This window comes from Desulfobacter vibrioformis DSM 8776 (assembly GCF_000745975.1).
Taxonomy (GTDB): Bacteria; Desulfobacterota; Desulfobacteria; order Desulfobacterales; family Desulfobacteraceae; genus Desulfobacter; species Desulfobacter vibrioformis.
On the sequence record NZ_JQKJ01000008.1, the window covers coordinates 1 to 24,697 of the forward strand.

Genomic DNA, 24,697 nt, shown 5'->3' on the forward strand with positions numbered 1-24,697 from the left:
GCCAGATATAACATGCTCAGCCTTTATCAGCGGCAATGTGTGGATCAACGGTCATTCGGGGAACTCTTCAGGGCTTGTAATGATGAGATGAACAATCTATCTTTTATGGTTTCTTTGGAGCGGATCATGCGTTTAGCTTTGGTAAATATTCGGCGACTATTTGATTTTAACGAGCGTATGGTACAAGAGATGCTTGATCAGGTGATGGGTCAAGCCCTCAAGTATTTCGGCTTTTCAAGTGGTCCTGAGGAATTATTGGGGGTGTAAATTTACTCCTCCGAAAGTTGAGTTATTGAAAAATAGAAGTGGGGACCATTTTTGTCCCTTCTTGTATCTGCTGTCATAGTCTGCTGGGTTCAGATTAAAACTTTCTGCCGGTTCTGTGTTTTAAATGGCATTGGTGTCTTGCTGAAAAAAAGGAAATTTCTGTCCTTTCTTTAAATAAACCTTTATAGTATGTAAAATACAATAGTTCTAAATATATGGAAACTAAAATGTCTGCAATAACATTGCGGGATTTTAACCTTTAACTAAATAATAAATACGTCATGTCAAACAAAGTCATACTAAAATTCTTTTTTTCTATTATCGTCCCGTCCATACTTACCATTTTGCTTTTCATCACTTCGATGTATGTGATTCTGATACCATCATTCGAAAAAAACATGATGAACAATAAAAAGGAAATGATCAGGGAACTGACCAACACGGCATGGAGTTTATTAAAAGAATATGACGATGAATATAAGGCGTCTTTAATTACCCTTGAGGAAGCACAACGCCTTGCGTCAAAAAAAATTGGGAAAATGCGATATGGTGCCGAGGGAAAAGATTATTTCTGGATCACCGACATGAAACCAGTGATGATCATGCACCCCTATCGTCCCGAAATGAACAATTTAATGCTGGAGGACTATAAAGATCCCCAAGGGGTTAGATTGTTTATTGAAGCAATCAAAGTTGTAAAAACAATGGACGAAGGGTTTATCAACTACATGTGGCAATGGAAAGACGATTCCACTCAAATTGTTCCAAAGTTATCATACGTAAAAGGATTTAAAAACTGGGGATGGATCATAGGAACCGGTATTTATCTGGATGATGTAAAAGCTGAAATAGGTGCTTTAAAAGGAAGGTTAACAAGAATTTCATTATTAATATCAGCAATAATTATACTTATCCTTTCTTTTATAATCCGGCAAAGCCTTAAAATTGAAGCCAGACGAAAAGAGGCTGAAGATGACCTTTTACAATCAAGGCAAAAATACAAAACACTGGTAGAAGCGTCATCCGAAGGAACCATTATGATCAAAGACAGCAGGATCATTTTTTCCAATCAAATGTTTGAACAGCTATCCGGAAAAACACATACAGAACTTGTTGCGTCTAAATTTGAGGATATTTTCAGCATTAGCTGGGAAGAAGTTTTATTGTCTTGCGAAAAAACCAACAAATCCATTTCCATTGAAACCCAGGTAAAACACGGTGAAACTGTATTTCATGATATTGTGATCTCGGTAACAAGAATTTTCTTTGAAGAACAGGAAGCATATGTTGTGGTCACAAAAGATATATCACGAAAAAAACAAACAGAAAAAATCGTCCAGAATTTAAGCACCGAACTTCAAAGCTCCCTGATATTAATGAATCAGCCAATTTCTCAATTTGTAAAGCCGATTGTAAAAACCAATCTGCAAACAACAGTAGCTGAAGCCGCTTCATTAATGGACCGGAAAAAGATGAATCTCATTTTTATTGCCGATGATGATAAAATGCTTGGGGTTGTCAATGACAGCGACCTGCGTAAAAGAGTTTTGGCAAAAAACAAAGATGGGAAGTCTCCCCTTGTGGACGTGATGACCTCCCCAATTATTTGCATTTCAAATACTGCCTTACTTTACGAAGTTGTTTTGAAATTGAGGAAACAGAACATCAGCCACCTGGCTGTAAAAAACGATAAAAATGAAATTATCGGAGTCCTTAGCCATGAAGATATACTTGAAATCCAGCATAATTCATTAAGCTATATCCTCAGGGAAATTGAATATGCCGAAACTGTTAATGAACTTAAAAAGATCTATGACAAGATACCGGTTCTTGTTAATGCGTTATTGGAAAGTGGTAATAAAACCGCATTGATTACCCATATTATTACATCAGTATCCGATGCAATGACAAATCGTATAATAACTTTTGCTTTGGAAGACCACGGAGAACCTCCATGCCAGTTTGCTTTTGTTGCATTGGGCAGCGAAGGAAGAAAAGAACAAACCATTGCCACCGACCAGGACAATGCCATTATTTTTGAAGATGTCGGGGAAAATAATGTCCAAAAAATTAAAAACTACTTCCTGACATTTGCAGAAACTATCAATAATCACCTGGCCCATGTTGGATATGAGTTATGTACAGGTGAAATAATGGCCAAAAATCCAAAATACACGTTAAGCTTATCGGATTGGAAAAAGCAATTTACAAGCTGGATTAACACCCCCCAACCTCAAAACATAATAGACACTGCCGTTTTTTTCGATTTCAGGTGTATTTATGGCGATAATTTTTTCACAGACGAACTAAGAAAACATATAAACCTGCTTATTGATAAAAAAGCCGTTTTTGTTTACCACCTTGCCCAAACTGTTATTCAGTACAGGTCCCCGTTAAACATTTTTGGAAATATTGCCGGTGGTGATAACGAAACATTCGATATTAAAAAAATACTTGTTCCGGTTATTACGTTTATTAAGGTTTTCTCCCTGCAACGAAAAATTTCTGAAACCAATACCTTACAACGAGTTGAACAATTATTAAATCAAAACGTGATTCAAAAACCCATGTATGAGGAATTAAAACAAGCATACAATTTTTTAATGGGATTACGTTTTCATACCCAAACCAATGCATTAAACGAATTCAGAAAACCTGATAATACTGTCAATATTAAAAATTTAACTGAAATTGAAAAATCAACTTTAAAGAAAACATTTTCATTAATTTCTGAAATGCAAACAAAACTGAATTTGGAATTTAAAGGAAGGTAGTTTCCGAACTCCCTTATCTCTCTGCCGAAACGGTTTCGATAAAATCAAGACTGATTTTTCTTCTAAGCATTGAGATCCTGGAAATAACTTGTTTTAGATGTTCAACCTCTAAATCATTGAGTTCTTCGATGCCTAAATCATCATTCACCTTGTCCAAACCGGTATGTTTAAAAATTTGATTGAAAAACCTTAACCGCCATAGATAATTAAATATATAGACAGTTTCTTTGTGGAATTCTTCGGATATTTCTTCCTTTTCTCTAATGTCCTTTAGTCTTTTAATCGTATTTGCAGTATTAATTCCATGCTTTAAGGCATAAATTCTTGAGAAAATCTCAATCGGACGCAGTGCTTCTTTAAGATTCAAGGTTCTTGCGCCATCCTGCCGTTCAGTTTTTAACCGTCCAAAAACATTAAGGGGCGGTTTATGTATCAACGCATTTTTCGCGTAGTGATTGATAAATAGAGGGTATTGTTGCATTAACAATTGAATTTGTGAATGTATTGAGTTTGCTAAATCAATATTGCCATAAGTACATTTCAAATCGAAGAATACGTTAAATTCAAGAAACCCGTCAGGCGTTGGGGTGTTCATTATATTTTTCAATTTCTTATGCCACTCTTTTTCGGAAAGACACCATTTGGGGTGTAACGCCATAATGCCCGCCGGACAGAAATGATAACCGGAAGCATTGAGCTTGCTGCAAACCTTGTCTCCAAGCTTCAGGAAATATGCCCTTATCTTGTCAAGAGCTGTTTGTGTGGTATCTTCAAAAATTATTGCATTATCCTGGTCTGAGAACATGGTCATCTCATGCCTTGCATTGCTGCCAAGAGAAAGGAATGCAAAAGCAACCGGTGGCTGACCGATTTCATTTATTGACAGCTCAATACAACGAACGATAACTTCATCATAAGTAGTACCAATCACCATGCGCAAAGCTCTCGGCCTGGCGCCTATATCAATCATTTCTCGAATAATTGCCGGCAGTTTATTCATATTTTGGACAACATGTCCGATTCTATTACTCTCCCTGATTTTTTTGATAAGAGAATCATGAATGGGTGTATAATCAGTCGGAAGACTTGTGGCGGTTCCAACCCCAATATAGCTTTTGCGAACAATAGGACGTAAAGAAATAACATGCCCGTGTTTTTCAGATAGAAATATGCGAGATGTTGTAATAATAACATCAATAGAATTTCCAACAGAATCAGCAGCTACAGCTTCAAACTCTCCGGAATCAGACTCGTTTTTGAATACATTGCTCAGGTGTTCTCTTAACCTGCTGTTATTTTCCACATCAGGAAATATAATATCCCAGATATCGGTTTGATGAAGCTCTGTGTCAGAAAATCCTAACATTTGTTGTAACCTGAAATTTGAATATACGATTCTGCCGTCTACAGTCAGAAGGTAGCCCTCATGTGAAGATTCGACCAGCGCCCGATAGCGGTCTTTAACTTCTTTTAGACCTGCTTCAGCCCTTTTACGGTCGTTTTCAATGCGTCTGCTTTGTAAAAGAAAATAGGCTAACAGCATAAATAGTCCGTCAACCGTAATGCCAACGATTTGGAAAATATGCAGCTGCAAAGCCTCTTTTTCTTCTGCAATATCATTGATATATATACCTGTACCAACAATCCAGCCTCTTTGGGGAATTCCTTTTACATACGATAGCTTTTCAGCAGTCTTGTTTGGGTTATCTTTCCATTGCCAATGATATCTTAAATATCCCTCTCCACTGGATTCTACAATTCGAACGGACTCAACGAACAGTTTTTTTCCGCTTTTATTTTCTTCATCTGTATAGTTGCTCAAATCCATGCCTGTCAGCTCAGGACGATAGGGGTGCAGGATCATTTTAGGGGTCATATCAATGATAAAAAAGTAATTTTTATCCTGGCTGCCATAGCGCATCGTTTTTATTTCATCTATAGTACGCTGTTTGGCCTCTTCAGGGGTAAGCTCCCCCTTTTCTTCCAATACTTGATAGTGTGTAATTACGCTTGCTGCTGTTGCTGTCAGCTCCTTTACCATCAGCTTTTTCTGGTTTAGCATGTTATCTTCAAAGAAAGGAACCACGTAAAAGAATATATAACTGATAAAGAGTATCATCGCCAATATAGTCGGCAACACAATGCGACTACCGAAGCCATCAAAAAATTTCTCGCTTTTTTCCTTTTGATAATTGTAGGATTCGCCTTGAAAATAATCGGAAAGTTCTTCAAAACTCAATATTTTTTTATCTTCAGTTTCTGCGGCATCGTGATATTTTTCTGTAAACGTACCGTTTTCAAAGTCTTCTCTTTTGGGAAGATACCCCCTATAATCGTCCTTTACATGTGTTTCAAATACCTTTTTGATTTCTTCACGAGAATACTTGCCCTCAAACTTTTCATAAGCTTCTTCCAATCCTTCAATGCAATGACGAAATTTTCGGTGTGAATACGGGTCATAGTTAGCCGGGCTTTGCCCTGCAAGCAGTCTTTCAAATGAGCTTGTATCAAAAAAGCCATCAAGCCATTGGTGTATATCTTGTCCTGGTATACCAAAAAGGTCTTCGGTTCGCTTTACATGTTCTTCAAGTTTCATTGCAGTATCCTTGAGCTGTTTTTAACGGAGAAAAGTTAGCACATAAATGACAGCGTTTCAAAGATTTAATATATAAAGCCCGCCGATGCCAAGCATCGACGGGCTTTTTAAATGGCTGCCGCGGACCGTGCGGCAGTAATAAGTTTTTAGAAGATTCCAGGTATCCCGGGAAGCTGACCCACCAGCCCTAGGGAAACGACACAGACGATAAACATGATCCCTGGGATGACAAGTTTTTCATTCCAGGTGAGCATCTTAGCCCGCTCAGTATCGCCGATGAGCCCCAGGTTGTCCAGGAGCATGGCAGCGGCCCAGCCGAACACCGGATTTACAAAGGCGCAGGCAAAGATACAGGTTCCGGCACTCTGGGAATCCTTGTGGTTGCTGACCATCTGCATCCCTGCTTCAAGGAGCGGCAGGAATACGCCAACAATAAGCGCCACCCGCAGAACAGGTTCCCACATGGCAAGGTCCATGGGGTAGCCGAGGATACCGGCCACCACGCAGAAAATGCCGGTGAGAATCGCACCACCGGGAATTGGACGCTTGGCAATGGCTGCAGGAATCATGTATGTACCCCAGGACGAAGCTATATTGCCACCGCCAAGGCAGGAACCGATGGCCTGGCGAATAGATGCGACCATCATGGTATCGTCCACGTCCATAAGAACGTTTTCAGCCCCTTTCGGGTAGTTAAGTTCCTGGAATACCCGATGTCCAAGGTAATCCGGCGACCACATCGCAACGGCCAGAATGGCGAACGGAATAACGGCAATGAAATGGCCGATGTTCGGAAGTCCCATTTTCCATCCTGTATTCGTACCCCACCACCACATGGGATCAAAATGGGGAAGTCCCGGCGGCGTAGAAAAGCTGAAATCAGCGCCCATTGTGAATGCGATGATACCTGCGATGGCGGAACAAAGTGGGATGGCCAGCCAGCGCTTCTGAATACGCGCCAGATAGGCATAGACAAGCACGGTTACGCCGATGACCACAAAGGAAACCACGCCGACGCCACCTCCTGCCGCCCATTTTCCAAGTTTGCCGATCTGTCCCATAAGTCCAACAGCACCTAAATAAATCAGAAGCCCTCCCCGGACTCCTATTCCGGTCAGATTCATCAGCTTGGAACCGCCCTTTGTAATGGCGAGAATAAGGCCGAATAAGCCGATCAAGATACCCAGAGCCAGCGGATGCCCGCCAGCCGCAGCGACAACCGGGATGAGGGGGATCATCGGGCCGTGGGTGCCCGCAAGGTTTGAATTTGGATTAAGGAAGGCAGAAAAAAGCAGGACAAAGACAGCACCTGCGATCAGCATCTCTAATCGGACGTTCTCTGCGACGAATTCGGGTGTAAGAGCGTACTGGTCCGCAAAGGCGGCTACCATGGCGGTTACCATCACAACCTTTCCGATGGTGGCGGCAATAGCTGGTACAAAATCCTCGATTTCGATGCCGTAATCCCGGAAGGGCAGGTTGACCCGCCAGCGACGAAATTTCATAATAGTTAATTCATGGTCAAGATACTCAGCTCGAGTCTTAAACTCGCTTGCTTTCTTACGTTGTTCGCCATACGACTTTTCACTGTGCGCTACCATCTTGTAATCTCCTTCTCCTTCGCTACCCTACTGATCTTTTGTTGGATCTTCGTGCACACCTTTCGGAGTGCTTAGGTATAAATAAAGTACTTGGTTAGATAAATGGCCCACTGCCTCAACGATATCCAGATTGAAACTCTCTACCTTTTTCCCTTAATGAATGCAAGAACTATTTATTAGAATTTACTTTTTTACTTTAAGGGATCATAAACAACCAGGATTATGACTATGTATTTTATTCCAACAGGGATATTTATTAAAAAATATCAGGATACAGTACGCCTCTCCGGCTTCGGTGAGAGTCTGGATATTTTTAACTGGAAAAATATGTTTACCCTTAACATTTGAATTGTTACATTGGGGAATATAGTCGGTGGAACGGTTCTTGTAAAATGTGGCCATTGGTGGGTCTATGTGCCGGGGGCACAACCCAATTCGTAAAATAAAATTTGATGCCTTGAAACGGAAATCTTCATGAGTTCTGCAGCGATGGGGTTAAGCGAATGACATTGATATACAACAATATAAAAGAAGAAAGTGGTGAAAAGTTTACATCGGGTATAGTCATATCAACGGTATTGGCGGTAGTAAGTATAGTCATGTTTATTGTTTCGTTTTATGCAATTATTATCCCAATGTTTGAGCGCAGTGTCATGGAAAGAAAAAAGGAAATGATTCATGAATTAACGAATACAGCCTGGAGTGTTTTATCCGAATATGATGAGGAATATAAAGCCGGCAGGATGACATTGGACCAAGCGAAAGTTTTGGCTGCCGAGGAGGTGGACAGGATGAGGTATGGAAATGATCATAAAAATTATTTCTGGATTACGACCACCGACCCTGTAATGATTAATCATCCATATCGTTCGGACTTAAACGGGAAGAACCTAATTGATTTTTCAGACAAACATGGGAATAAGTTATTTGCTGATGCCGCTAATTTAATCAAGGAAAAAGGCGAGGGGATCATTCAATATTATTGGAAAAGGAAAGAGGATGCCCCGCGCGAAGTACCGAAATTATCGTATGTAAAAGCTTATCAGGAGTGGAACTGGATAATTGGTACCGGTATATATCTTGATGATGTAAGGCTGGAAATAAAAGCGTTGCGAAATCGGTTATTAAGAATATCGATTCTTATTATTGGCATTATAATTGTAATTCTTATTTATGTAATAAAGCAAACCAGAATCATTGAGGAAAAACGTAAAGATGCTGTAAATGAATTAAGGTTGTCTAATCAGAGATATAAAAGCCTGGTGGCTGCATCAACCGAAGGCACCTTAATGGTCGTTGAACGTAAGGTTGTATTTGCTAACAGTAAATTTATCAGCCTGCTCGATAATGAAACCGGGTCGCTGGTTGGAGCCGATTTCTCAGAACTATTTAAATTAAGCTGGGATGAAATGGTTTCAGGAATTAAAAATCCCAATAAAACATATGCTTTTGAAACCGAGCTTTTGAAATATAAAGCCGGTTACCAACATATCGTAGCTTATGTAACACAGGTTGAACAGTCGGATAGTACAGCGTACATATCTGATAATACAGCATATATAGTTGTTATAAAAAATATTACTGAAAAAAATAGACTCAGGCTTGATACCCAGAAATTGTCTGAGGATGTTCAGCTTTCACTGCAATTAATGAACCAGCCGGTTAAGAATCTGGTTAACGAAAATATTCATTGCGATATAAATATGCCGATAGGTAAGGCTATTGAGCTAATGAATAAGATGCGCAGCGAAATTATAAGTGTAAGAAGCCGCGATGAAACAGTAGGAATTGTAACCGATAAAGATATCCGGTGTCGTTTAATGAATAATGGAATTACTATGGATAGTCCGGTAGTCAGGTTAATGACATCGCCGGTAATCAGTATAAACCAGGGGGCATTACTGTACGAAGCTGTTCTTTTATTTAAGGAGCATGCTATTTCGCATCTTATGGTTACCAATAATAACAATAGAATTTATGGTTACATTAGTTATCTGAATTGTCTCGAAATGCAGAATAATTCGCTGACCTTTCTAATACAGGAAATACAAAATTGTGATGTTATCAGCGATATACGAAATATTTACAACAAGGTGCCTGTACTGATACAGGCAGTTTTTACCAGTACAGATAATATCAGCAGCGTATCTCGCATAATTACTTCAATAGCTGATGCCATAAACAAACGGGTAATAGAAATGGCAATAGCCGAAGTAGGAGAGCCGCCCTGCCAGTTCGCATTTATAGCTATGGGAAGCGAAGGCCGGGGAGAACAAACACTTAAAACCGACCAGGATAATGCTATAATTTTTGCAGAGCAGTCTGATGATAATAAAAAATATTTTTTAAGCCTGTCGGTGATAATAAATGAAAACCTGCATAAGATAGGTTATGCGCGTTGCGAGGGCGATCTGATGGCAGGTAACCCTGAGTGGTGCAACCATATTGATGAATGGAAGCATATATTTTCAAAATGGATTAATAACCCTGTTACGTTAAATGTTCTTGATGGTTCTCTCTTCTTTGACATGCGTTTGGTTTTTGGAAGTAAGCAGCTATTATCAGAACTGACTGATTTTGTATATGAAGAATTAGAAGGTAAAAATGAATTCTTCAGCCAGTTGGCTAAAACAGTCGCCGCAACTAAGCTGGTATTCGATAAAAAACGAGTCGATATTAAAAAGTTCCTGTTACCAATTGTCGGGTATTTAAGAACCAAGGCATTGTTTTATTCTATAAAACAAACAAATAGTATGTTGCGGTTAGATTATTTGATGGCATATGATTTAATTTCTGAAAGTAAGGCCCAAGAGATTGAAAAAATGTATAATTTTCTTATGCATCTGCGAATAAAGTGGCAGGTAAGCCTTATACTTGACAATGACTGGCCAACCAACACCATTTCGTTAATTAATCTTACTGCAATAGAGCAGGAAACGCTTAAAAATATAATTAAAGAGGTGCTAAAATTACAGGAAGAACTGCAATTAAAGCTTTAGGGACGGGCAGGGCCAGTCGTCGGGAAATTTGACGGAATATGGAAAAGTTAAAGCAAATACTGATACGATAGCCGTTGACAGGTGTCTTTTCAGTCGATATTTGTATATGCAAGGCGTTTGATAATATTGGCAGGCTCAAACGTGTGCTTGAACCGTAAACCCGTGTTTGAACGGCATAAAGGAGGAAAATATGAACAATTTGTCAGCATCAGTCATGACCCCCTGCCTGCCGGATACCTTGCCGCCTGAACAACAGTTTCTTTCCGGGGGCAGCAGATCGCCTGACAGAGGGGGGCGCCTCATCCGATCACAGACCGTTACGGTCCTGGAAAACGCCTTCTTATGTATTCCTCAAAATTTTCATGATGAACTTATTCCTGAATTCTTTGAATTTTTAGAAGAGCCCAAGACCCGGGCCGGAGTTCCTTGTGCTTGAATATACGCCGATTGCCCAGTTTGCCATAGGGCTCGACCACAGGGTAAAGGTCTGGAACAAAGCCTGTGAACTTCTCACCGGTGTTTCCGCTGAAGAGATTATCGGCACAGACCACCAGTGGAAGATTTTTTATTCCAGGAAACGGCCCGTTCTGGCCGATCTTGTCGTTGAACAGGACTATGAAAAGTTCCTTGAAATATACGGCACGAAAAATCCGGCCCAGTCCAGCATTGTGCCCAATGCCTGGGAAGCAACAGACTATTTTGAAAATTTTAACGGAAAACCAAGATATATATATTTTCTGGCGGCCCCGGTTTTTGATGATAAAGGCAACATTACAGGTGCAGTCACAACGCTTCAGGATGTTACGCTTCGCAAAATTCAGGAAGACGCCATGAAGCGTGAATCCGAACAGCTCCAGCAACAGTATTCACTATTGCAGTCCTCAATGGGTGAGCGTTTCAAGTTCTGCAATATCATCGGCAAATGCCAAAAAATGCAGGAGGTCTATGACATAATTATACGGGCGGCTGCCAGTGCTGACAGCGTTGTTATCCACGGCGAATCGGGGGTGGGAAAGGAGCTGGTTGCAAAGGCGATACACGATATCAGCCAAAGAAAAAACGCACCGTTTCTCCCTGTCAATTGTGGTGCTATTTCTGAATCTCTTCTGGAAAATGAGTTTTTTGGTCATGTAAAAGGCGCTTTTACCGGTGCCCATAATGACAAAAAAGGTTTTCTTTCCCATGTACAGGGCGGCACGCTGTTTCTTGATGAAGTTGGAGAGCTTTCCTTAAACATGCAGGTCAAGCTTTTGCGGGCAATAGAAGGAGGCGGGTATTCGCCGGTCGGGAGCAATGAGGTGCTTTATTCCGATTTCAGGATTGTTGCCGCAAGCAACCAAAATCTATGGGCGGAGGTTAAAAAAGGCAGGCTCCGCAGTGATTTTTTTTACCGCTTATATGTGATACCTATAGATATCCCGCCCCTTCGTGAACGCAAGGAAGACCTTGCCCTCCTTGCCGATTATTTTTTCAGCCAGATGGAATCAGCCCTTCACTTTGATGCGTTGCCCGGAAAAGACATAAAAGCGCTGTACAATTACCACTGGCCCGGAAATGTCAGGGAGCTTCAGAATGTTCTTCGCAGGTACATTACCTTTAACAGCCTTGATTTTATGGCTCTCCCGGATATTGATCCCCCTGTAATCCCGCCTCAACCCCCATCAGGCCCCATTGCCGTTTCCGATTCGGCTGCAGCACTTCCGCTGACAGATGCCGCTTCCCGGTTTGAGAAACAGCTTATTCTTTCTGCCCTTAACCATTGCCGGTGGCACAGAGAAAAAGCCGCTGAAAAACTGGGTATTTCCCGCAGGACGCTCTATCGAAAAATGATGTCCCACGGCCTCATAAGCGCTATATAAAAATCATCTTCCCTAATACCCTGGCAAGATCAAGCTTGCCGACCCTGTTCATATCCCATAAAGGCCGTCCCAAACAACGTGCGGTTAAGAAGTGATGACTTTCGCAGGACACTCTATTGCAAAACAATGGTTTATAGATTTTATCTGTCCCAAAATGGGACAAAACCGCTCATTCATTTTTATTTTTATATTTCAATACGTTACGTGCTTCTTTGTTTTTATTCGGGCCAAATCTGCCCAAAACAATTTTTTTCCCGTTTAAAGCCTCACCTGCCACCCCCCTTTTTTAGCAGAACTAAAATATGCGGATTATTAACAGTGATAATGGGCATCTGGGTTGATTATTCATGACAATAAACCTACTCGACAACGCTTTCAAGGAGTCGATGGCACAATGATTGCTAAGGTTAATATATGCTAATTTTAATGAAATTGATTTTTTGACCTGTTTAATTGCTGAGGTTTTGTATGAAAGAGACTAAAAAAGAATTACAGATGCTTTGAAATCGTTTGTTAACCGCCTGAGGGATTGCGCCTCTCCCCCCTCCTGAATCAGTGTGGAAGCTTTCGGGCAGGTTGGCAGAATAAAGTGTTTTTAAGAGGAGTGTTTTTACAGTTTTTTTTAATCATTTGAGACAGGAGAAAAAGATGAGAGACGAAACGTTGGCAAATCCGGGACCTCTCGGATTAATGGGATTTGGAATGACAACTGTGCTTTTGAATATTCATAATGCCGGTTTTTTTGAAATTAGTTCCATGATCCTGGCAATGGGTCTTTTTTACGGGGGATTGGCCCAGATTATCGCCGGTATCCTTGAATTTAAAAAAGGGAATACTTTTGGCGTTACGGCATTCATATCCTATGGTCATTTCTGGTTGACTCTGGTAGCGCTTATACTGCTGCCCAAACTCGGCTGGGCAGATCCGACGCCCGCAAAATTCATGGCTTGCTATCTGTTCATGTGGGGAATCTTTACAATGTTCATGTTTTTCGGGACATTAAAATCGAACAAAGGCCTTCAGTTTGTTTTTGCATCGCTGACGGTATTGTTTTTTCTTCTTGCAATCAAAGACTGGACTGGTTCACACCTTATCGGAATAATTGCCGGTTTTGAAGGCATCATCTGCGGACTGAGCGCAATTTATCTTGCCATGGCGGAAGTCCTCAACGAACAATACAGCAAAACAATTCTTCCGGTAGGCTTGCCTTAACCGAAAAAGCCCCCTTGTTCAGACAACTGAAAAGGGGGCTCTTAAAAAATAAGCATACTATATTATATGGAAACCCGATAAGAATGAGACCGTCCCAGGGCACAACAATTCCTGCAATAATAGACCCAAGCAGATACGCGCTGGAACCTCCTTCTGAATCCCCTCGGGAATCGGCCCATTTATTTTACCTAAACGATAGGGCCAAAACCTGCAACTGCAAAACTGGTAAGTATACCCTTTTTATCCGAGAACCATTTATCACCAAAGGAAATGAGAACATATGCCAGCCCATATCAGAATCTGAGCAAAGAAGAAAAGACCGGCTGAAAAAATCCATGCTGTTTGGGGTGCAGTGGATTGATAAGCACCGTCCGGATCAGACAAAACTCTGGTAAAGGCAGACCATGCACAAACAACACCAAAGGCTATTTGAATTAGAATAGCGCCAACGATGACAAACCAACGATTGATAACTTTTTTGGTAGACATTTGGAAAACCCTCCTTTTGTTAGTTGAACATAATTGGTTGAGCATCTTGAACGTTTAACTACAAGTTCAGCCGTCCGGGGGTGGGCAATAAGCGCATTCAAAAAACCGCACCCCCCGATGATCTTTTTCTACTTGTTATACTATACACTAATAACATTAAAATTGATTAACCCGGTCTTACACTTAAATATAGATAAAAAAGGAGAGCTTGTAAAACACTCTCCTTTTTTTTGTAAAATATTCTCCTTTTTTTAGTTTAATGCTCTGTTTTTACGTGTGTATATTATGCTGCTCGTTTTTCTTTGCCCTCCCAGTCGTACTCGTTTTTCTTTGTCAATAATGACACAACAACCAGCGTAATAAAGCTAAGCGGTATTGATATTATACCAGGATTATTCATGGGTATGGGCGCGCTTGAAGCGGGAAGTCCATAGACCTCAAAGGTCTTGGGCGAAAGTAAAATAATTGTTAAAGCGCTTATGATACCCACTACGATGGATGCGGAAATACCCTTTGCAGTGGTTCTCTTCCAGAACAACATCATTATAATTGCGGGCAGGTTTGCGGATGCTGCAACCGCAAAAGCCAGCCCGACAAGGAATGATACGTTTACCCCTTTGAATGCTATCCCCAGGAATATAGCGAGTATCCCGACCACGACTGCCGCGATTTTCCCCGCCTTTACCTGGCCCTTATCGGTCATTTCAATTCCCATATAATTGGACATCAGGTCATGGGCAACAGCACCGGATGCTGCCACAATGAGTCCGGATACTGTCCCGAGAACCGTTGCAAAGGCAATGGCACATATGATAGAAAATATTGCAACACCAAAAAATTTAGCCAGGAGAGGACCGGCCATGTTACTGCTCTGAACATCAAGCACACCAGTCGTCATTGCCCCCAGTCCCATGAAAAGCGTAAGGATATAAAAGAAACCGATAGATGTTATGGCAACGATAGTTGACTTACGCGCTGCCTTTGCGCTTGATACTGTATAATACCTGATCAGAATATGAGGCAGTGCAGAAGTTCCAAAGAATAATGCTATCATAAGGGAGACAAAATCAAGCTTGGACATAAAGGTTGAACCCTTATCTACCTTGAATCTTAATCCAGGTCTCATGATCGACTCACCTGGTGTCGGCGTCTGATACCAGAGATGTACTTTATCACCATTGTCAACAAATATTACCTTGGTGAAACGGACGATAGTGCTGGCTTCTATTGTTGACAGGAATTTAAATGGACTAAGGCTGCCTGTTTCTGTAACCTCTTTTCCATCAACCATGAGTTTGCTTACATGGCCTACCTGGAAGAACTTTTCGGCTTCCTTCGGCTCTCCATTGTAAAGCGCTTTGCCGTCTTTGCTGTGTACAACTGAAAGAGCCTCCTCAAGGCAGGCATTTCCATCTTTTTCAACCAAATGCCACCATGTATTTACGCCTTCTTTGTTCAATTTTACATAATGGCCCTTTGTATCATTATATGCCCCGGCTATTTTGTATTCAACGCTGTCAATTGCCGTAACATCCCCATCGGTCACAGTGGCATTTATTGTTTTGAATTTATGATAATTTTCCGATGGCGGCTGTTTAATGCCATGCACAAATATGCAAATTGAAAGAATTGTTGAGAAAATGATCAACAGGCCGCCTTTTAAGAATTGAACGTAAGTGGTTGATGCCATCCCTGCTGTGGCTACAATAAAAATAACGATAGCGCCGACAAGGATAACCCCGACGTAATGCGGCATGCCGAGCAGGGGCGTAACAAGGCTTCCGGCGCCTACCATTTGAGGCACAAGATAACATAAAGAGACAATCAGCGTGCTGATAGCCGCTGTAAGATGAATGCCCCTTGAATTATATTTATAGTTAAGTGCGTCTGTGAATGTGTATTTACCATAGCGCTTCAGCGGCTCGGCCACAATAAACAGCGCAACAACCCATCCGGCAAGATACCCGATTGAATATAAAAATCCGTCGTATCCGCTGAATGCAATCATTCCGCATATTCCAAGGAAGGAGGCGGCTGAAAGATAATCGCCTGCGAATGCAATACCATTTACACCCCAGTGTATATCTCCGCCAGCAGCATAGTAACCTTGTGATGTCTGTGTTTTTTTAGCGAAATAGGATGATAGCCAGAGTACACCAAGTACAAAGACAACAAATATTCCAACAGCAAACGGCGATGCATTGTATATCATTTTTCAGAACCCTCCGTTTCATTCAGTTCGTCTTCTTTTTGGGAACAAAGATAATCGTAAATGATTCCCATTACGAAGGCCAAAGCAATCAGGCCAAAGCCGTACACAACTGCCAGATTTTGACCGGCAAAAACTATCGTCGCCATTGTTTTCGGACTGACAACGTTTATAGCGATAAATCCGATATAGACTAAAACGTAAATAATGAACAAATACAAACCAAATTTTGTTTTGTAGGCAATTGCTTTGTCCTCACCCCATTGCGTCGCAGGTCCATGTGACATAGATTTTCCTCCTTATCTAAGAAAAGTAAAATTTAATTTCGGATCTACCTGTTTATAAACAGGATATCCTATGTTCCGGCGTCCTTTTTTCAATCGGCTTCAACAGGATATGAAAGCCGAACGCAGCTGCAGCCCAACTGGTAATACTGAGAACTGATGATACGAACGTCCTCTTTGAGAAAAACGGTTTGAGGTTTAAATAAATTGATCTGGTAATTACGGCGACTACTAGTTGTACTTTCCATTTCCCCTCCTTCTTTTTGATTTAGACTCTCGTACGATGCTTCTTTGTCGAACAATATGTATACCCACCAAATTCCGGTGGAATAATTGTTTTACTATACAGCAGAGAAAATCTTACGCTAACATTAAGGCCGGGTTTTAAAAGTTATTGATATACCGCAACTTGAACAAATTAAGTTTATTTATCGCCTTTGCCTTTCGGCAAAAAGTGCCCTTATTTTACCTTTCATTCATACATCCAAACTCTTTTTGATAAGGATCAAGACCCGAATGTATCTCATTATGAAGATTTGTAAATCGCCTGTCTTTAGACAAAATCTTCAAGTTTCCAATAAAATAATAAAAACTAATTTATAGTTCCGTATTATCTTATGAATAGCCTTGATGTCAAGTATTAAAATTTCAGTCCCAGAGTAATTTTAATTTGTCAAATCAAATCCCTTAAGTGGGCATATAAAAATAATTTCTGTTTTTCAGTATGTTGCAATAAATCATTGCGGTTTTTTTAATTTGCACAGCAAGGATATCAGATGAACATCCCCGTAGAAAATTTGCTTCCCTAATTGAGCTTTTGACATTAAAATCGCTGTCGCGTCTTGAATATTTGGCTGAATAGCAAATCGTACTAAGGGCTGCGGAAAAAAATAAATCCCCCATTTCGCTGGCTGTTTTATCCGTATTTTTCGTTGCGACTCAAAGCATCAGAAAACAATATGATTACTGAGCCGTGCCTTGAATACGAACAAAAATTCGGCGAAAGATCTGTGGCATTTATTTTTTCCGATTGATTCGTTAATTGATAAAAATGGATGGTTGATCACTTAAAGACAAAGGGGAGGGGAGCGGTATCATTTTGATGAAAGCCGGTTTTAAATATCGAGAACAAAAGAACGACTGTTATAGAAGCTATCGCTTGATTTGCCCCAAGGCAGAAAAACGATGACGGCATCCATAGATGCACCGTCATGGATGAAGTAAACGGGATCTTGCCAGCATTTCAAAATGAGCCGGAACACGATATGCTGTAATTACCGGCCAAAGGCTGTTTGGAGAACGTCACGCAGATACTATATATCGGCTTCGTTGGGAGGGGATCGCTGCCCTCCCAAAAACCGTCATAATAAAAAATGCGTTACAGGTTACCTGTCAGTGACCTGGACAGCACGTCCAGATAAAAGCGGGCATGGCTGATGGGCGCCGCTATGTTGGCCCGATGGTTGGCGAATATGCCGTCCGGGCTGCCCTCCAGAACGATCCAGGGATCTATGTGCGAGGCATGATAAAGGGCTTCAATCGTGTGATGGAGCACATCCATGCCCTGAACCGATCCGATGGTGTCGTCAAAATCCAGGGCCACTGCCTCAAGGATGGTGACCATGGCGCTAGCCACGCCCTTTGTGTAGTAAAAGACATCATCGGCCTTAAAGGTACTGATATTTCCCAGTTCCTTGACCAGATTCTCATCGCAACTGCCCAGGATGCTTTCATATGCCTTGAGCAGAGGAACCAGGTTGTCCACCCGCCGATAAAAACGCTCCTCCCTTCTTTCCAGCATGTTCTGATAATTTCGCCACTCGTCCAATCCTTCCTGATATTTACTCTCAGCCGAGGGAAACATATATTCGGAGGGCTTGATCATGAATGAGTTCATGGCGTATTCGAGACTGGGAACGTAGGCGTCGGTGCTTCCGGTCCGTGACAGATTTTCAGCCAGGGCGACCGCTGTTCTGCGGGTCACTTCCAAAATGCCCAATTGCAAATTCTTGATATTATCGGCAAATCTAATGATGTCATTGGGGCGCCACCCCAAAAATCTGTGGTTTAATTCATAATCAAGGGGCTTGATGCAGGCTTCCACAAAAGCCACTCCGCGGGGGCCTGTGCGCACCGGCGCGGCCTGCGTCGTTCCATGTCCATCAGCTGCCATTGTTGCGGGCGCATAACTATCTGCGTTATTTCTATCAGCGGTCTCATTCACAGTTGTGTGAGAGACTGTGTGATTTTGGGAGTTAGCCGCATACTGAGCGGTTCCATGAGAATCCTGCTTTTGCGCAACGGGTTGATGGATGGTCAGGGGACCAGGTGTGGCGTCCTTTGCCGCGCTGTGAGTGTCATGGGCCAAGTCGGTTTTCGGAACCACTTGCGTTTCATGGGTTTGCCCGCCCCTTTTTGCTGTAAAATCTTTCCACCAATTCATCCCCCACCATGTGGCATATCCGGAAACACCCAGAATCAGCACAGTGATGAAAAACCATTTGGATGTGAGCAGCTTTTTTAAAAAACTCTTTTTCTTTACCGCATCTCCGCCGTGAGCAGCATTCTTCCCGTCTTCCATATTTTTCTCCTTGCCAATAAAAAAAGTTTATGGTCAAGCTTCTCTTCGCTTACGTATCTCGCCAACCCCGATGTTCACGTTCCGGGTATCAAAATATTCCAGCAAGGGGATCGAAAATTTCCGCTGCATCCCCTCCAATCTCCTTAAATTGTGACGTTGACAAAGGATTAAGAACTTCCTTTTTTTTTAATAGCAAGGTATAACAAAGAATAAAAAGATTATCAAGGGCTTGAAATATAGCCCCAATCCATCGCAAATGGATGCGTTACGATAATCTTTTTCATCGGTTTAACGGGTCAGATTGTCTTTTCCCCACTCTTTCAAATCCTCCTCAGACATGCCCCGGAACTCGCTCAATGCCTCTCGAATCTTCTGGGTGGTGATTTCATTGACCTGCCGGATGTCAAACCGATCTATTTTGATGTCATAGAGGGTATAGTCGCCTTTGTTTTTTTTCAGATGCTGATACACCAGGTCACGGATAGCGCCCCAACTGTCTTTGCGGGTCTGGTCGGTAACGGGGGTGAGGGTATCAATATTTTCCAGCCGGGTGGCGCGGAATTTTAGTTCCAGCTTTTTCTGGAAAAATGCCAGCCATAAAATCATAATCAGACTGGCACCGATACCGCCCACAGACAATAGGGCCGTGGGATCAGCCATTGCGGCCAGTGTCATCATGATTAAGGCAATCAGGCCTCCTCCCAGAAGGCTGATCAGAAACCCGATAAACATTTTTTGTATGCGGAAACTTCTGAATTCCAGACCAAAGGTCTGAATCGCTTCAATATAATGGGCCAGACGATCCCCGTGAATTTCCAGATAGGATGCCAGATGATCCAGTCTGCGCAGGGGGGTCTGTAAAATGGTCTGTTTCAGATCCTCCCGCTGATTTTCAAGAAGGGGGAGAAACGGGGGCTCAAGTGCGGAATTCTTAGTGCTGGCAACTGCATTGGACGAATAGGTCATCCGGATCATGGGGATGTCCTTTCGTCCGGTAATCTGGGACAGATTCCAGCACAGGGTGCCGTAAACCCGCAACAGATCATTAAACGTGGTGCATTCATCAATACGGTTGAGTACAAAGATGATCCGGTCTTCAAAGGTATGGGTGGTCAGGGTATCCCGAATGCTTTTATAAGCCTCCCGCACGGTTCCGGCTTTGTGGGCGTCAAACAGAACGAGCACCAGTCCGGCTTTTTGGGCTAGATCGCCGATGACCTCCTGATAATCATATCCCCGATCCCGCTCGGTAATGCTGTCAAGCATACCGGGGGTATCAATGATGGCCAGATTTTTTAGAAAAGGCGAGTTGATTCTTTTCAGTTGAAAATGGGCTGCAAAACGCTGACCGTGTTTGCGAAGGGTGGAAAAGGGAAATTCAGGATCATTAAGCAAGGCCTTGCCGTCTTGCTGTTCCACCACCCGTATTCCTTCTGTTTCCGGCACGGAATCATCATAGGTCAGTACGGTGAATGAATCATCTGTGGGGGCCTGGCCTGTATCCTGAATCTTTGCGCCCAGAAATTCATTGATCAGGGAAGATTTACCGGATGAATAATTGCCGATAACCAGCACCATGGGACGCCATTTTACATTGATCTCCAGGGGTATATCGCTGTAACCGTACCGCTGGGCCACCGGTGTTAGGTGCTTGGTTATGGTCTCAACGATATCTTCCCGAAGGGCATTCATATAATTATCACGATGCATGGATTCGCTCCAAAATAATGTTCAGATTAAGATGCGCCGCTTAAAAATGATATCAGGCGACAAATATTGTCATTAAGTCAGCGAGTATAAAAAAATAGCACAAGGGTGTCAATTTGATTTATTGTCTTGGATGGGCAGATGGCATGAAAAAATCCTGGTGCCTGCGTCTGCCATTATCGTGCACCAGGAAAAAAAGATTTAGAATTTTTTTAAAGCCAATGCCCGGGGAGGCCGTCTGCCGTCAAAAAAATCGCAGGCTTTGTAATATTGAAGATCCTTAACCCAGCAGGTGCCGTACCCCGGATCCTTGGTCATTCTGGCTGCCAGGTGCAATGGTGCGGCAAGGGCTTCCATAAATGGGCCGCCAAGTTCGGTGGGATCCCTGAAACATTCCCAGTCGCAGGCCAGGCAGTATCCCTTAGGATCAATGGCCTTGAGGTTCAAGTCCGGAAACGGACCTAAACTTTCAGCGCCCCTGTACCCGCATGGGTAGGTGTTACCATCGGTGCAGTTCAGATAAAAAAAATCAATGCCTCCCCGGCAGCCGTATGGCGTATCTTTATTTTGGCCTGAATAGACATTGTAAAGGGTGTGAAGGCTGGCAAGGGGTGAAAAAATTCTTATTTTGGATCTGAATTTTGGAATGGTGTCTGAAAGTGCTTTGAACAGGAGCGCCTTTTCCGTGGCCGTGAAACAAACCACCCGGTCTGCAGACGCTGCGGCATAGACAGCATCCAGGTCCGCTTTATCCACGCTGTCCGTCATGCTCATGGGATAGCAGGCATTGGCAATGGTGAATCCCATGTTAATCACCTTGCTGTAAAAGTCGGCAAACCCCCGGATAAAGGCCTGGTAAAAGGGGGATGCTTCCGGATCTGAAAGATCTTTTCGGGTTGGCGGTGCAAGGGCCCGGGTGATTTGGGAAACATTGCGGTTCAGCCCAAGATTCACCGAAGGGAAAAGCCCTGTGTCATGGAAAATGGGTAATGCTTTTTCCATGCCCTGGACAACGCCGTCAAACCCGCGCATCTGCTCGTGGATGTGCGGGACGGATGAGTCCAGGCTGATCCAGAAATTGCGTAATGGCGTATCTGCAAGTTCCTGGGCAATGACCGTTACCTTGTCTTTGAAGTCGGGCCTGTCATGGCCGGCAAAAAAAAATCCATTGGTGCCGGTGCGGATATAGGGAATCCCGGCTTTTCCGGCGTGCCGGATAAGTTCCGGCAGATCCTTGCGCAGCAACATGGGCTCCCCGCCGGTAAAGGAGATGGCCTGAAATCCCTTTTCCCCTGCCGCATCGATGATCTCTTTGAGCTGATCATTGGTGAGCCGGGTTCTGTCAAATTTACTGGTTTTGCGCATGCCGCATTGGGGGCAGGTGGCATTGCACCGGTCCGTGATCTGGATAACAAGCTGGCCGGGCATCCGGCCTTTGAGCATACGTACGGCAGTTTTCAGTCCTGATTTTATATGGGCCATGATCATACCGCTTTGGCGAGTTCTTCCATGGACCCCGGGGTATCCATCTTTTTGTAGAACTCCCAGGACTGTATAAATGCATTGTCAAAGGAGCGGTCTTCCATGTATTCCCTGGCCCGCCGGGACATTTGACTGCACAGTCCCGGGGTGATCGCAAGTTCCTGCATGGCGGATAACAGGGCCGCACCATCATCGCTTTTAACAATAATGCCGGTTTTACGGTCCAGCATGTTTTCGCAGGGGCCGCCCAGGTCAGATACGATCACGGGCAGGCCCGAAGCCTGGGCTTCCAGAATCACATTGCCAAAGGTATCTGTGGTGGAGGGGAAGACAAAGAGATCTGCAGAGGCATACACCCGGCATAAAGGCTCGCCGGAAAGATAACCGGTAAAGGTCACGGGATAGTCTTTGAGCAGGGCTTTCATTTCACCGGCATAGGGGCCGTCCCCCACAACAATGAGGTGTACCTTGTCACTGGCGGTGGAAAGCGTTTTAAATGCATCCACCAGAAGCGGCAGGTTTTTCTCCTTGGAGATCCGGCCCACATAGAGAAATTTCAATGCATCCTCTTTAACTGCGTAATGGGAAGTCAGTATGTCGCAGCGCTTTGAGGGATGAAAGATCTCCGTGTTGATGCCCCGGGGTATGATACGGATTTTTTCGGCCTTGATGCCCCGTTCCGTGAGTTCGTCAAAGGAGTTTTGACTGGAAACATAGATCTGGTCCATCTGGTCGTAATACCAGATCATGAATTTCCAGGTCAGGTCTTCGATAAAATCATCCCCGGTCAAATACTGGGCATATTGGGGAAACTGGGTATGGTAGGTGGAGGTCAGGGGCAGCTTCAGGATTTTTGCAATGGCCAGGGCTGCCAGGCCGATTGGACCGGGTGTGGCAGAGTGGATATGGGTAAATCCCTGGTGAAAGCAATAATCCAGCATCTCCAGGAACGGCGGATAATACAGTTTTTGTTCCGTATATTCCGGGATTTCATAGACGCCCATGGGGGTGAAGTTTTTCACCCCGCGTCCTGTTTTTTCCGCCTGGGCATCACAGGTAATGATGGTCAGATGTTTGTCGTTTTTCAATGCTGCCTGGACCTGCTGCTGGAGGGTCTGGGCCACACCGTTGACATCGTAGAAGGTGTCGGTGAAATGTCCGAGATTGACTCTGGATCTGGGGGGCCGCATCCCGTTTCTGTACCTGGCAAAGCGGTTAAGGACTGCTGTGTTCATTTCATTGTCCTTGGCAAAGTGGACAAAGGCCACAAAGTAGGGTGCTAAAAGTGAGTAGAGCCCACCCACGGAACCGATGGTCTGGAATATGTTGAACAGGTTTGCGCCGGATGCCTGGCCAAGCAGGAGATCGCCTGTGTGGGATAAAACTTTGTTTGAGAGCTGGTTGACAAAATCAAACCATAGTTTTTCTCTGTTCTGTCCCTGTTTTCCCAGGGACGAGCCAAGGCGTATTTTGTTTGACTGGGCCCTGGCAATATTCATCAGGTCCGGGTTTTCATCAAACAGGCGTTCGGTCTCTCTTCTGATCAGATCTTTCATGGAAACGGATTTGGTGTTTTCCTGGCGGGTTTTACGTTTGTTCAGGAAGGTGTAAAACCGTGACATAAGGCCGGTATCTGCATTGGATACCGGCATCAGGGACTGGTCAAGAAATCTGAGCAGCTGGTCCTTGCCCGTGTGGCGCCTGAGGTTGAAGCGATTTGAGTAAAACTGGTAGGCAATACCGTAGAGGTTGTGGGCCATGGTCTGGGGGGTGAACGGATCGGAAACAGCCCGGGATTTGCCGTTGAGGATACCGGTCATGAAAGCGTCAAGATTCGTTGCATTATCAACAGCCGTGCAGGTCCTGGCAATATTTAAGCCGGAGTGGTCATCGGAGCCGCCAGTGAGATTTTTTTTCCACGGTGTATCGAACAGGGGCTGGTAATCATACATGTTGGACAGCCGTTCAATGTCCATGGGGGTGAGTTGCCTGAGTACCTGGGCCAGGATCTGGTTTTGTTTGTCGTTTCTGGCGCCGTTGAGTTCAAAATTTTTAAACAGCAGAATCATCTGTTCAAAATGGTTGATGGTCAGCCGGTCATTCACGCTGTAGAGAGGGTGGGCAATGATATTGACGATGTTTTCTTCATTCAGATAAGCCACCAGATCAAAGACATTTTTTCGGATTTTCTGGATCTGGTCATGCTGGACTTCGGAGATGTTCTGGGCCAGCACATGGACTTTACAACCGTCTTCCGGGAAATAGGAAGTGATCTCCTCGGAAATATAGGTATCTGGCAGATGAGCGATTTCAAGAGCGCCTTCAATGGTGTTGTGGTCGGATATGGTCACAAAGGACATCCCTTTTGCCTTGGCTGTGTTATATACCAGCATGGGGTCCGTGAAACTTTCAGGACAGCTGATTTTCTGCAGGATCCACTGGGAAGGGCGTTTGGAAAACTTGGAGTGCACATGAAGGTCTATTTTCATCATTTTCTATCCTTATTAATGAGATGAACATCTTATTAACCGCGCAATTTACGCAAATTATGTTACATCCCTGTGAAGACAGGATTAGAACAATGTGAAAAAATGACGAGGAACTTTTAACAAATAGCCCGCGTTGAACATGGCATTT

At 43.3% G+C, this 24,697-nt stretch carries 15 protein-coding genes and 1 pseudogene; 6 read left to right on the top strand and 10 right to left on the bottom strand.

Going from position 1 to position 24,697, the window contains the following annotated elements:
- Together Q366_RS05970 and Q366_RS05975 are read left to right on the top strand one after the other, a co-directional pair.
- Positions 1-267: pseudogene (locus Q366_RS05970) on the top strand (IS4 family transposase); the annotation flags it as partial.
- Positions 268-629: 362 nt separating this feature from the next.
- Complete coding sequence (locus tag Q366_RS05975) at positions 630-3,041, top strand: DUF294 nucleotidyltransferase-like domain-containing protein (RefSeq protein WP_281175476.1); 2,412 nt, start codon at positions 630-632, stop codon at positions 3,039-3,041.
- 13 nt (positions 3,042-3,054) lie between these two features.
- Here the strand turns inward: Q366_RS05975 and Q366_RS05980 are convergent, their stop codons facing one another.
- A complete protein-coding gene (locus Q366_RS05980; protein WP_035237282.1) occupies positions 3,055-5,637 on the bottom strand; it encodes a DUF294 nucleotidyltransferase-like domain-containing protein in 2,583 nt (860 codons plus the stop codon).
- A gap of 146 nt (positions 5,638-5,783) precedes the next feature.
- The gene (locus Q366_RS05985; RefSeq protein ID WP_035237285.1) at positions 5,784-7,238 is read right to left on the bottom strand and encodes a DUF3360 family protein; all 1,455 of its coding nucleotides are present in this window, start codon (positions 7,236-7,238) and stop codon (positions 5,784-5,786) included.
- A 503-nt stretch (positions 7,239-7,741) separates the two neighbouring features.
- On the opposite strand from Q366_RS05985, the gene Q366_RS05990 reads away from it, so the two are divergent.
- The 4 genes from Q366_RS05990 (at position 7,742) to satP (ending at position 13,308) form a co-directional block, all read left to right on the top strand.
- Positions 7,742-10,237, top strand: a complete 2,496-nt coding sequence (locus Q366_RS05990; protein ID WP_035237288.1) for a DUF294 nucleotidyltransferase-like domain-containing protein — start codon at positions 7,742-7,744, stop codon at positions 10,235-10,237.
- A 190-nt stretch (positions 10,238-10,427) separates the two neighbouring features.
- Positions 10,428-10,673, top strand: coding sequence for a hypothetical protein (locus Q366_RS05995; protein WP_035237290.1), 246 nt, complete (start codon positions 10,428-10,430; stop codon positions 10,671-10,673).
- Positions 10,666-12,096, top strand: a complete 1,431-nt coding sequence (locus Q366_RS06000; protein ID WP_035237292.1) for a sigma-54 interaction domain-containing protein — start codon at positions 10,666-10,668, stop codon at positions 12,094-12,096. Before Q366_RS05995 ends, Q366_RS06000 begins: the two co-directional genes overlap by 8 nt.
- A 648-nt stretch (positions 12,097-12,744) precedes the next feature.
- On the top strand, positions 12,745-13,308 hold the full coding sequence (satP, locus tag Q366_RS06005) for an acetate uptake transporter (RefSeq protein ID WP_035237294.1): 564 nt from the start codon (positions 12,745-12,747) through the stop codon (positions 13,306-13,308).
- A gap of 258 nt (positions 13,309-13,566) precedes the next feature.
- Here the strand turns inward: satP and Q366_RS21230 are convergent, their stop codons facing one another.
- From Q366_RS21230 to Q366_RS06045, 8 genes are all read right to left on the bottom strand, one after another.
- Positions 13,567-13,797 (bottom strand): hypothetical protein, encoded by a 231-nt coding sequence (locus Q366_RS21230; RefSeq protein WP_156968121.1) that lies wholly within the window; start codon positions 13,795-13,797, stop codon positions 13,567-13,569.
- A 283-nt stretch (positions 13,798-14,080) separates the two neighbouring features.
- Positions 14,081-16,009: a solute symporter family protein gene (locus Q366_RS06015; RefSeq protein ID WP_035237298.1), complete on the bottom strand. Its 1,929-nt coding sequence runs from the start codon at positions 16,007-16,009 to the stop codon at positions 14,081-14,083.
- Complete coding sequence (locus tag Q366_RS06020; protein WP_035237299.1) at positions 16,006-16,293, bottom strand: DUF485 domain-containing protein; 288 nt, start codon at positions 16,291-16,293, stop codon at positions 16,006-16,008. Before Q366_RS06020 ends, Q366_RS06015 begins: the two co-directional genes overlap by 4 nt.
- Before the next feature lie 1,375 nt (positions 16,294-17,668).
- Positions 17,669-18,871: a DUF2333 family protein gene (locus Q366_RS06030; protein WP_035237303.1), complete on the bottom strand. Its 1,203-nt coding sequence runs from the start codon at positions 18,869-18,871 to the stop codon at positions 17,669-17,671.
- 33 nt (positions 18,872-18,904) lie between these two features.
- On the bottom strand, positions 18,905-19,009 hold the full coding sequence (locus Q366_RS21235; protein ID WP_281175475.1) for a SelB domain-containing protein: 105 nt from the start codon (positions 19,007-19,009) through the stop codon (positions 18,905-18,907).
- A 150-nt stretch (positions 19,010-19,159) separates the two neighbouring features.
- Positions 19,160-20,581 carry a dynamin family protein gene (locus Q366_RS06035; RefSeq protein WP_035237460.1) on the bottom strand — a complete coding sequence of 474 codons (1,422 nt, stop codon included), beginning with the start codon at positions 20,579-20,581 and terminating at the stop codon, positions 19,160-19,162.
- A 198-nt stretch (positions 20,582-20,779) separates the two neighbouring features.
- On the bottom strand, positions 20,780-22,060 hold the full coding sequence (locus Q366_RS06040; protein ID WP_035237461.1) for a radical SAM protein: 1,281 nt from the start codon (positions 22,058-22,060) through the stop codon (positions 20,780-20,782).
- Between the two features lie 2 nt (positions 22,061-22,062).
- The gene (locus tag Q366_RS06045; protein WP_084691729.1) at positions 22,063-24,552 is read right to left on the bottom strand and encodes a glycosyltransferase; all 2,490 of its coding nucleotides are present in this window, start codon (positions 24,550-24,552) and stop codon (positions 22,063-22,065) included.
- Positions 24,553-24,697: the final 145 nt, after the last annotated feature.

What these genes read in the sequence shown, in the direction of transcription:
- Q366_RS06015 (WP_035237298.1), bottom strand. Translation starts at nt 16,009, where the DNA reads ATGATATACAATGCATCGCCGTTTGCTGTTGGAATATTTGTTGTCTTT.
- Q366_RS05975 (WP_281175476.1), top strand. Translation starts at nt 630, where the DNA reads ATGTATGTGATTCTGATACCATCATTCGAAAAAAACATGATGAACAAT.
- Q366_RS06035 (WP_035237460.1), bottom strand. Translation starts at nt 20,581, where the DNA reads ATGCATCGTGATAATTATATGAATGCCCTTCGGGAAGATATCGTTGAG.
- Q366_RS05980 (WP_035237282.1), bottom strand. Translation starts at nt 5,637, where the DNA reads ATGAAACTTGAAGAACATGTAAAGCGAACCGAAGACCTTTTTGGTATA.
- Q366_RS05990 (WP_035237288.1), top strand. Translation starts at nt 7,742, where the DNA reads ATGACATTGATATACAACAATATAAAAGAAGAAAGTGGTGAAAAGTTT.
- Q366_RS05985 (WP_035237285.1), bottom strand. Translation starts at nt 7,238, where the DNA reads ATGGTAGCGCACAGTGAAAAGTCGTATGGCGAACAACGTAAGAAAGCA.
- Q366_RS21230 (WP_156968121.1), bottom strand. Translation starts at nt 13,797, where the DNA reads ATGTCTACCAAAAAAGTTATCAATCGTTGGTTTGTCATCGTTGGCGCT.
- Q366_RS06020 (WP_035237299.1), bottom strand. Translation starts at nt 16,293, where the DNA reads ATGTCACATGGACCTGCGACGCAATGGGGTGAGGACAAAGCAATTGCC.
- Q366_RS06045 (WP_084691729.1), bottom strand. Translation starts at nt 24,552, where the DNA reads ATGATGAAAATAGACCTTCATGTGCACTCCAAGTTTTCCAAACGCCCT.
- Q366_RS06030 (WP_035237303.1), bottom strand. Translation starts at nt 18,871, where the DNA reads ATGGAAGACGGGAAGAATGCTGCTCACGGCGGAGATGCGGTAAAGAAA.
- Q366_RS05995 (WP_035237290.1), top strand. Translation starts at nt 10,428, where the DNA reads ATGAACAATTTGTCAGCATCAGTCATGACCCCCTGCCTGCCGGATACC.
- satP (WP_035237294.1), top strand. Translation starts at nt 12,745, where the DNA reads ATGAGAGACGAAACGTTGGCAAATCCGGGACCTCTCGGATTAATGGGA.
- Q366_RS06040 (WP_035237461.1), bottom strand. Translation starts at nt 22,060, where the DNA reads ATGGCCCATATAAAATCAGGACTGAAAACTGCCGTACGTATGCTCAAA.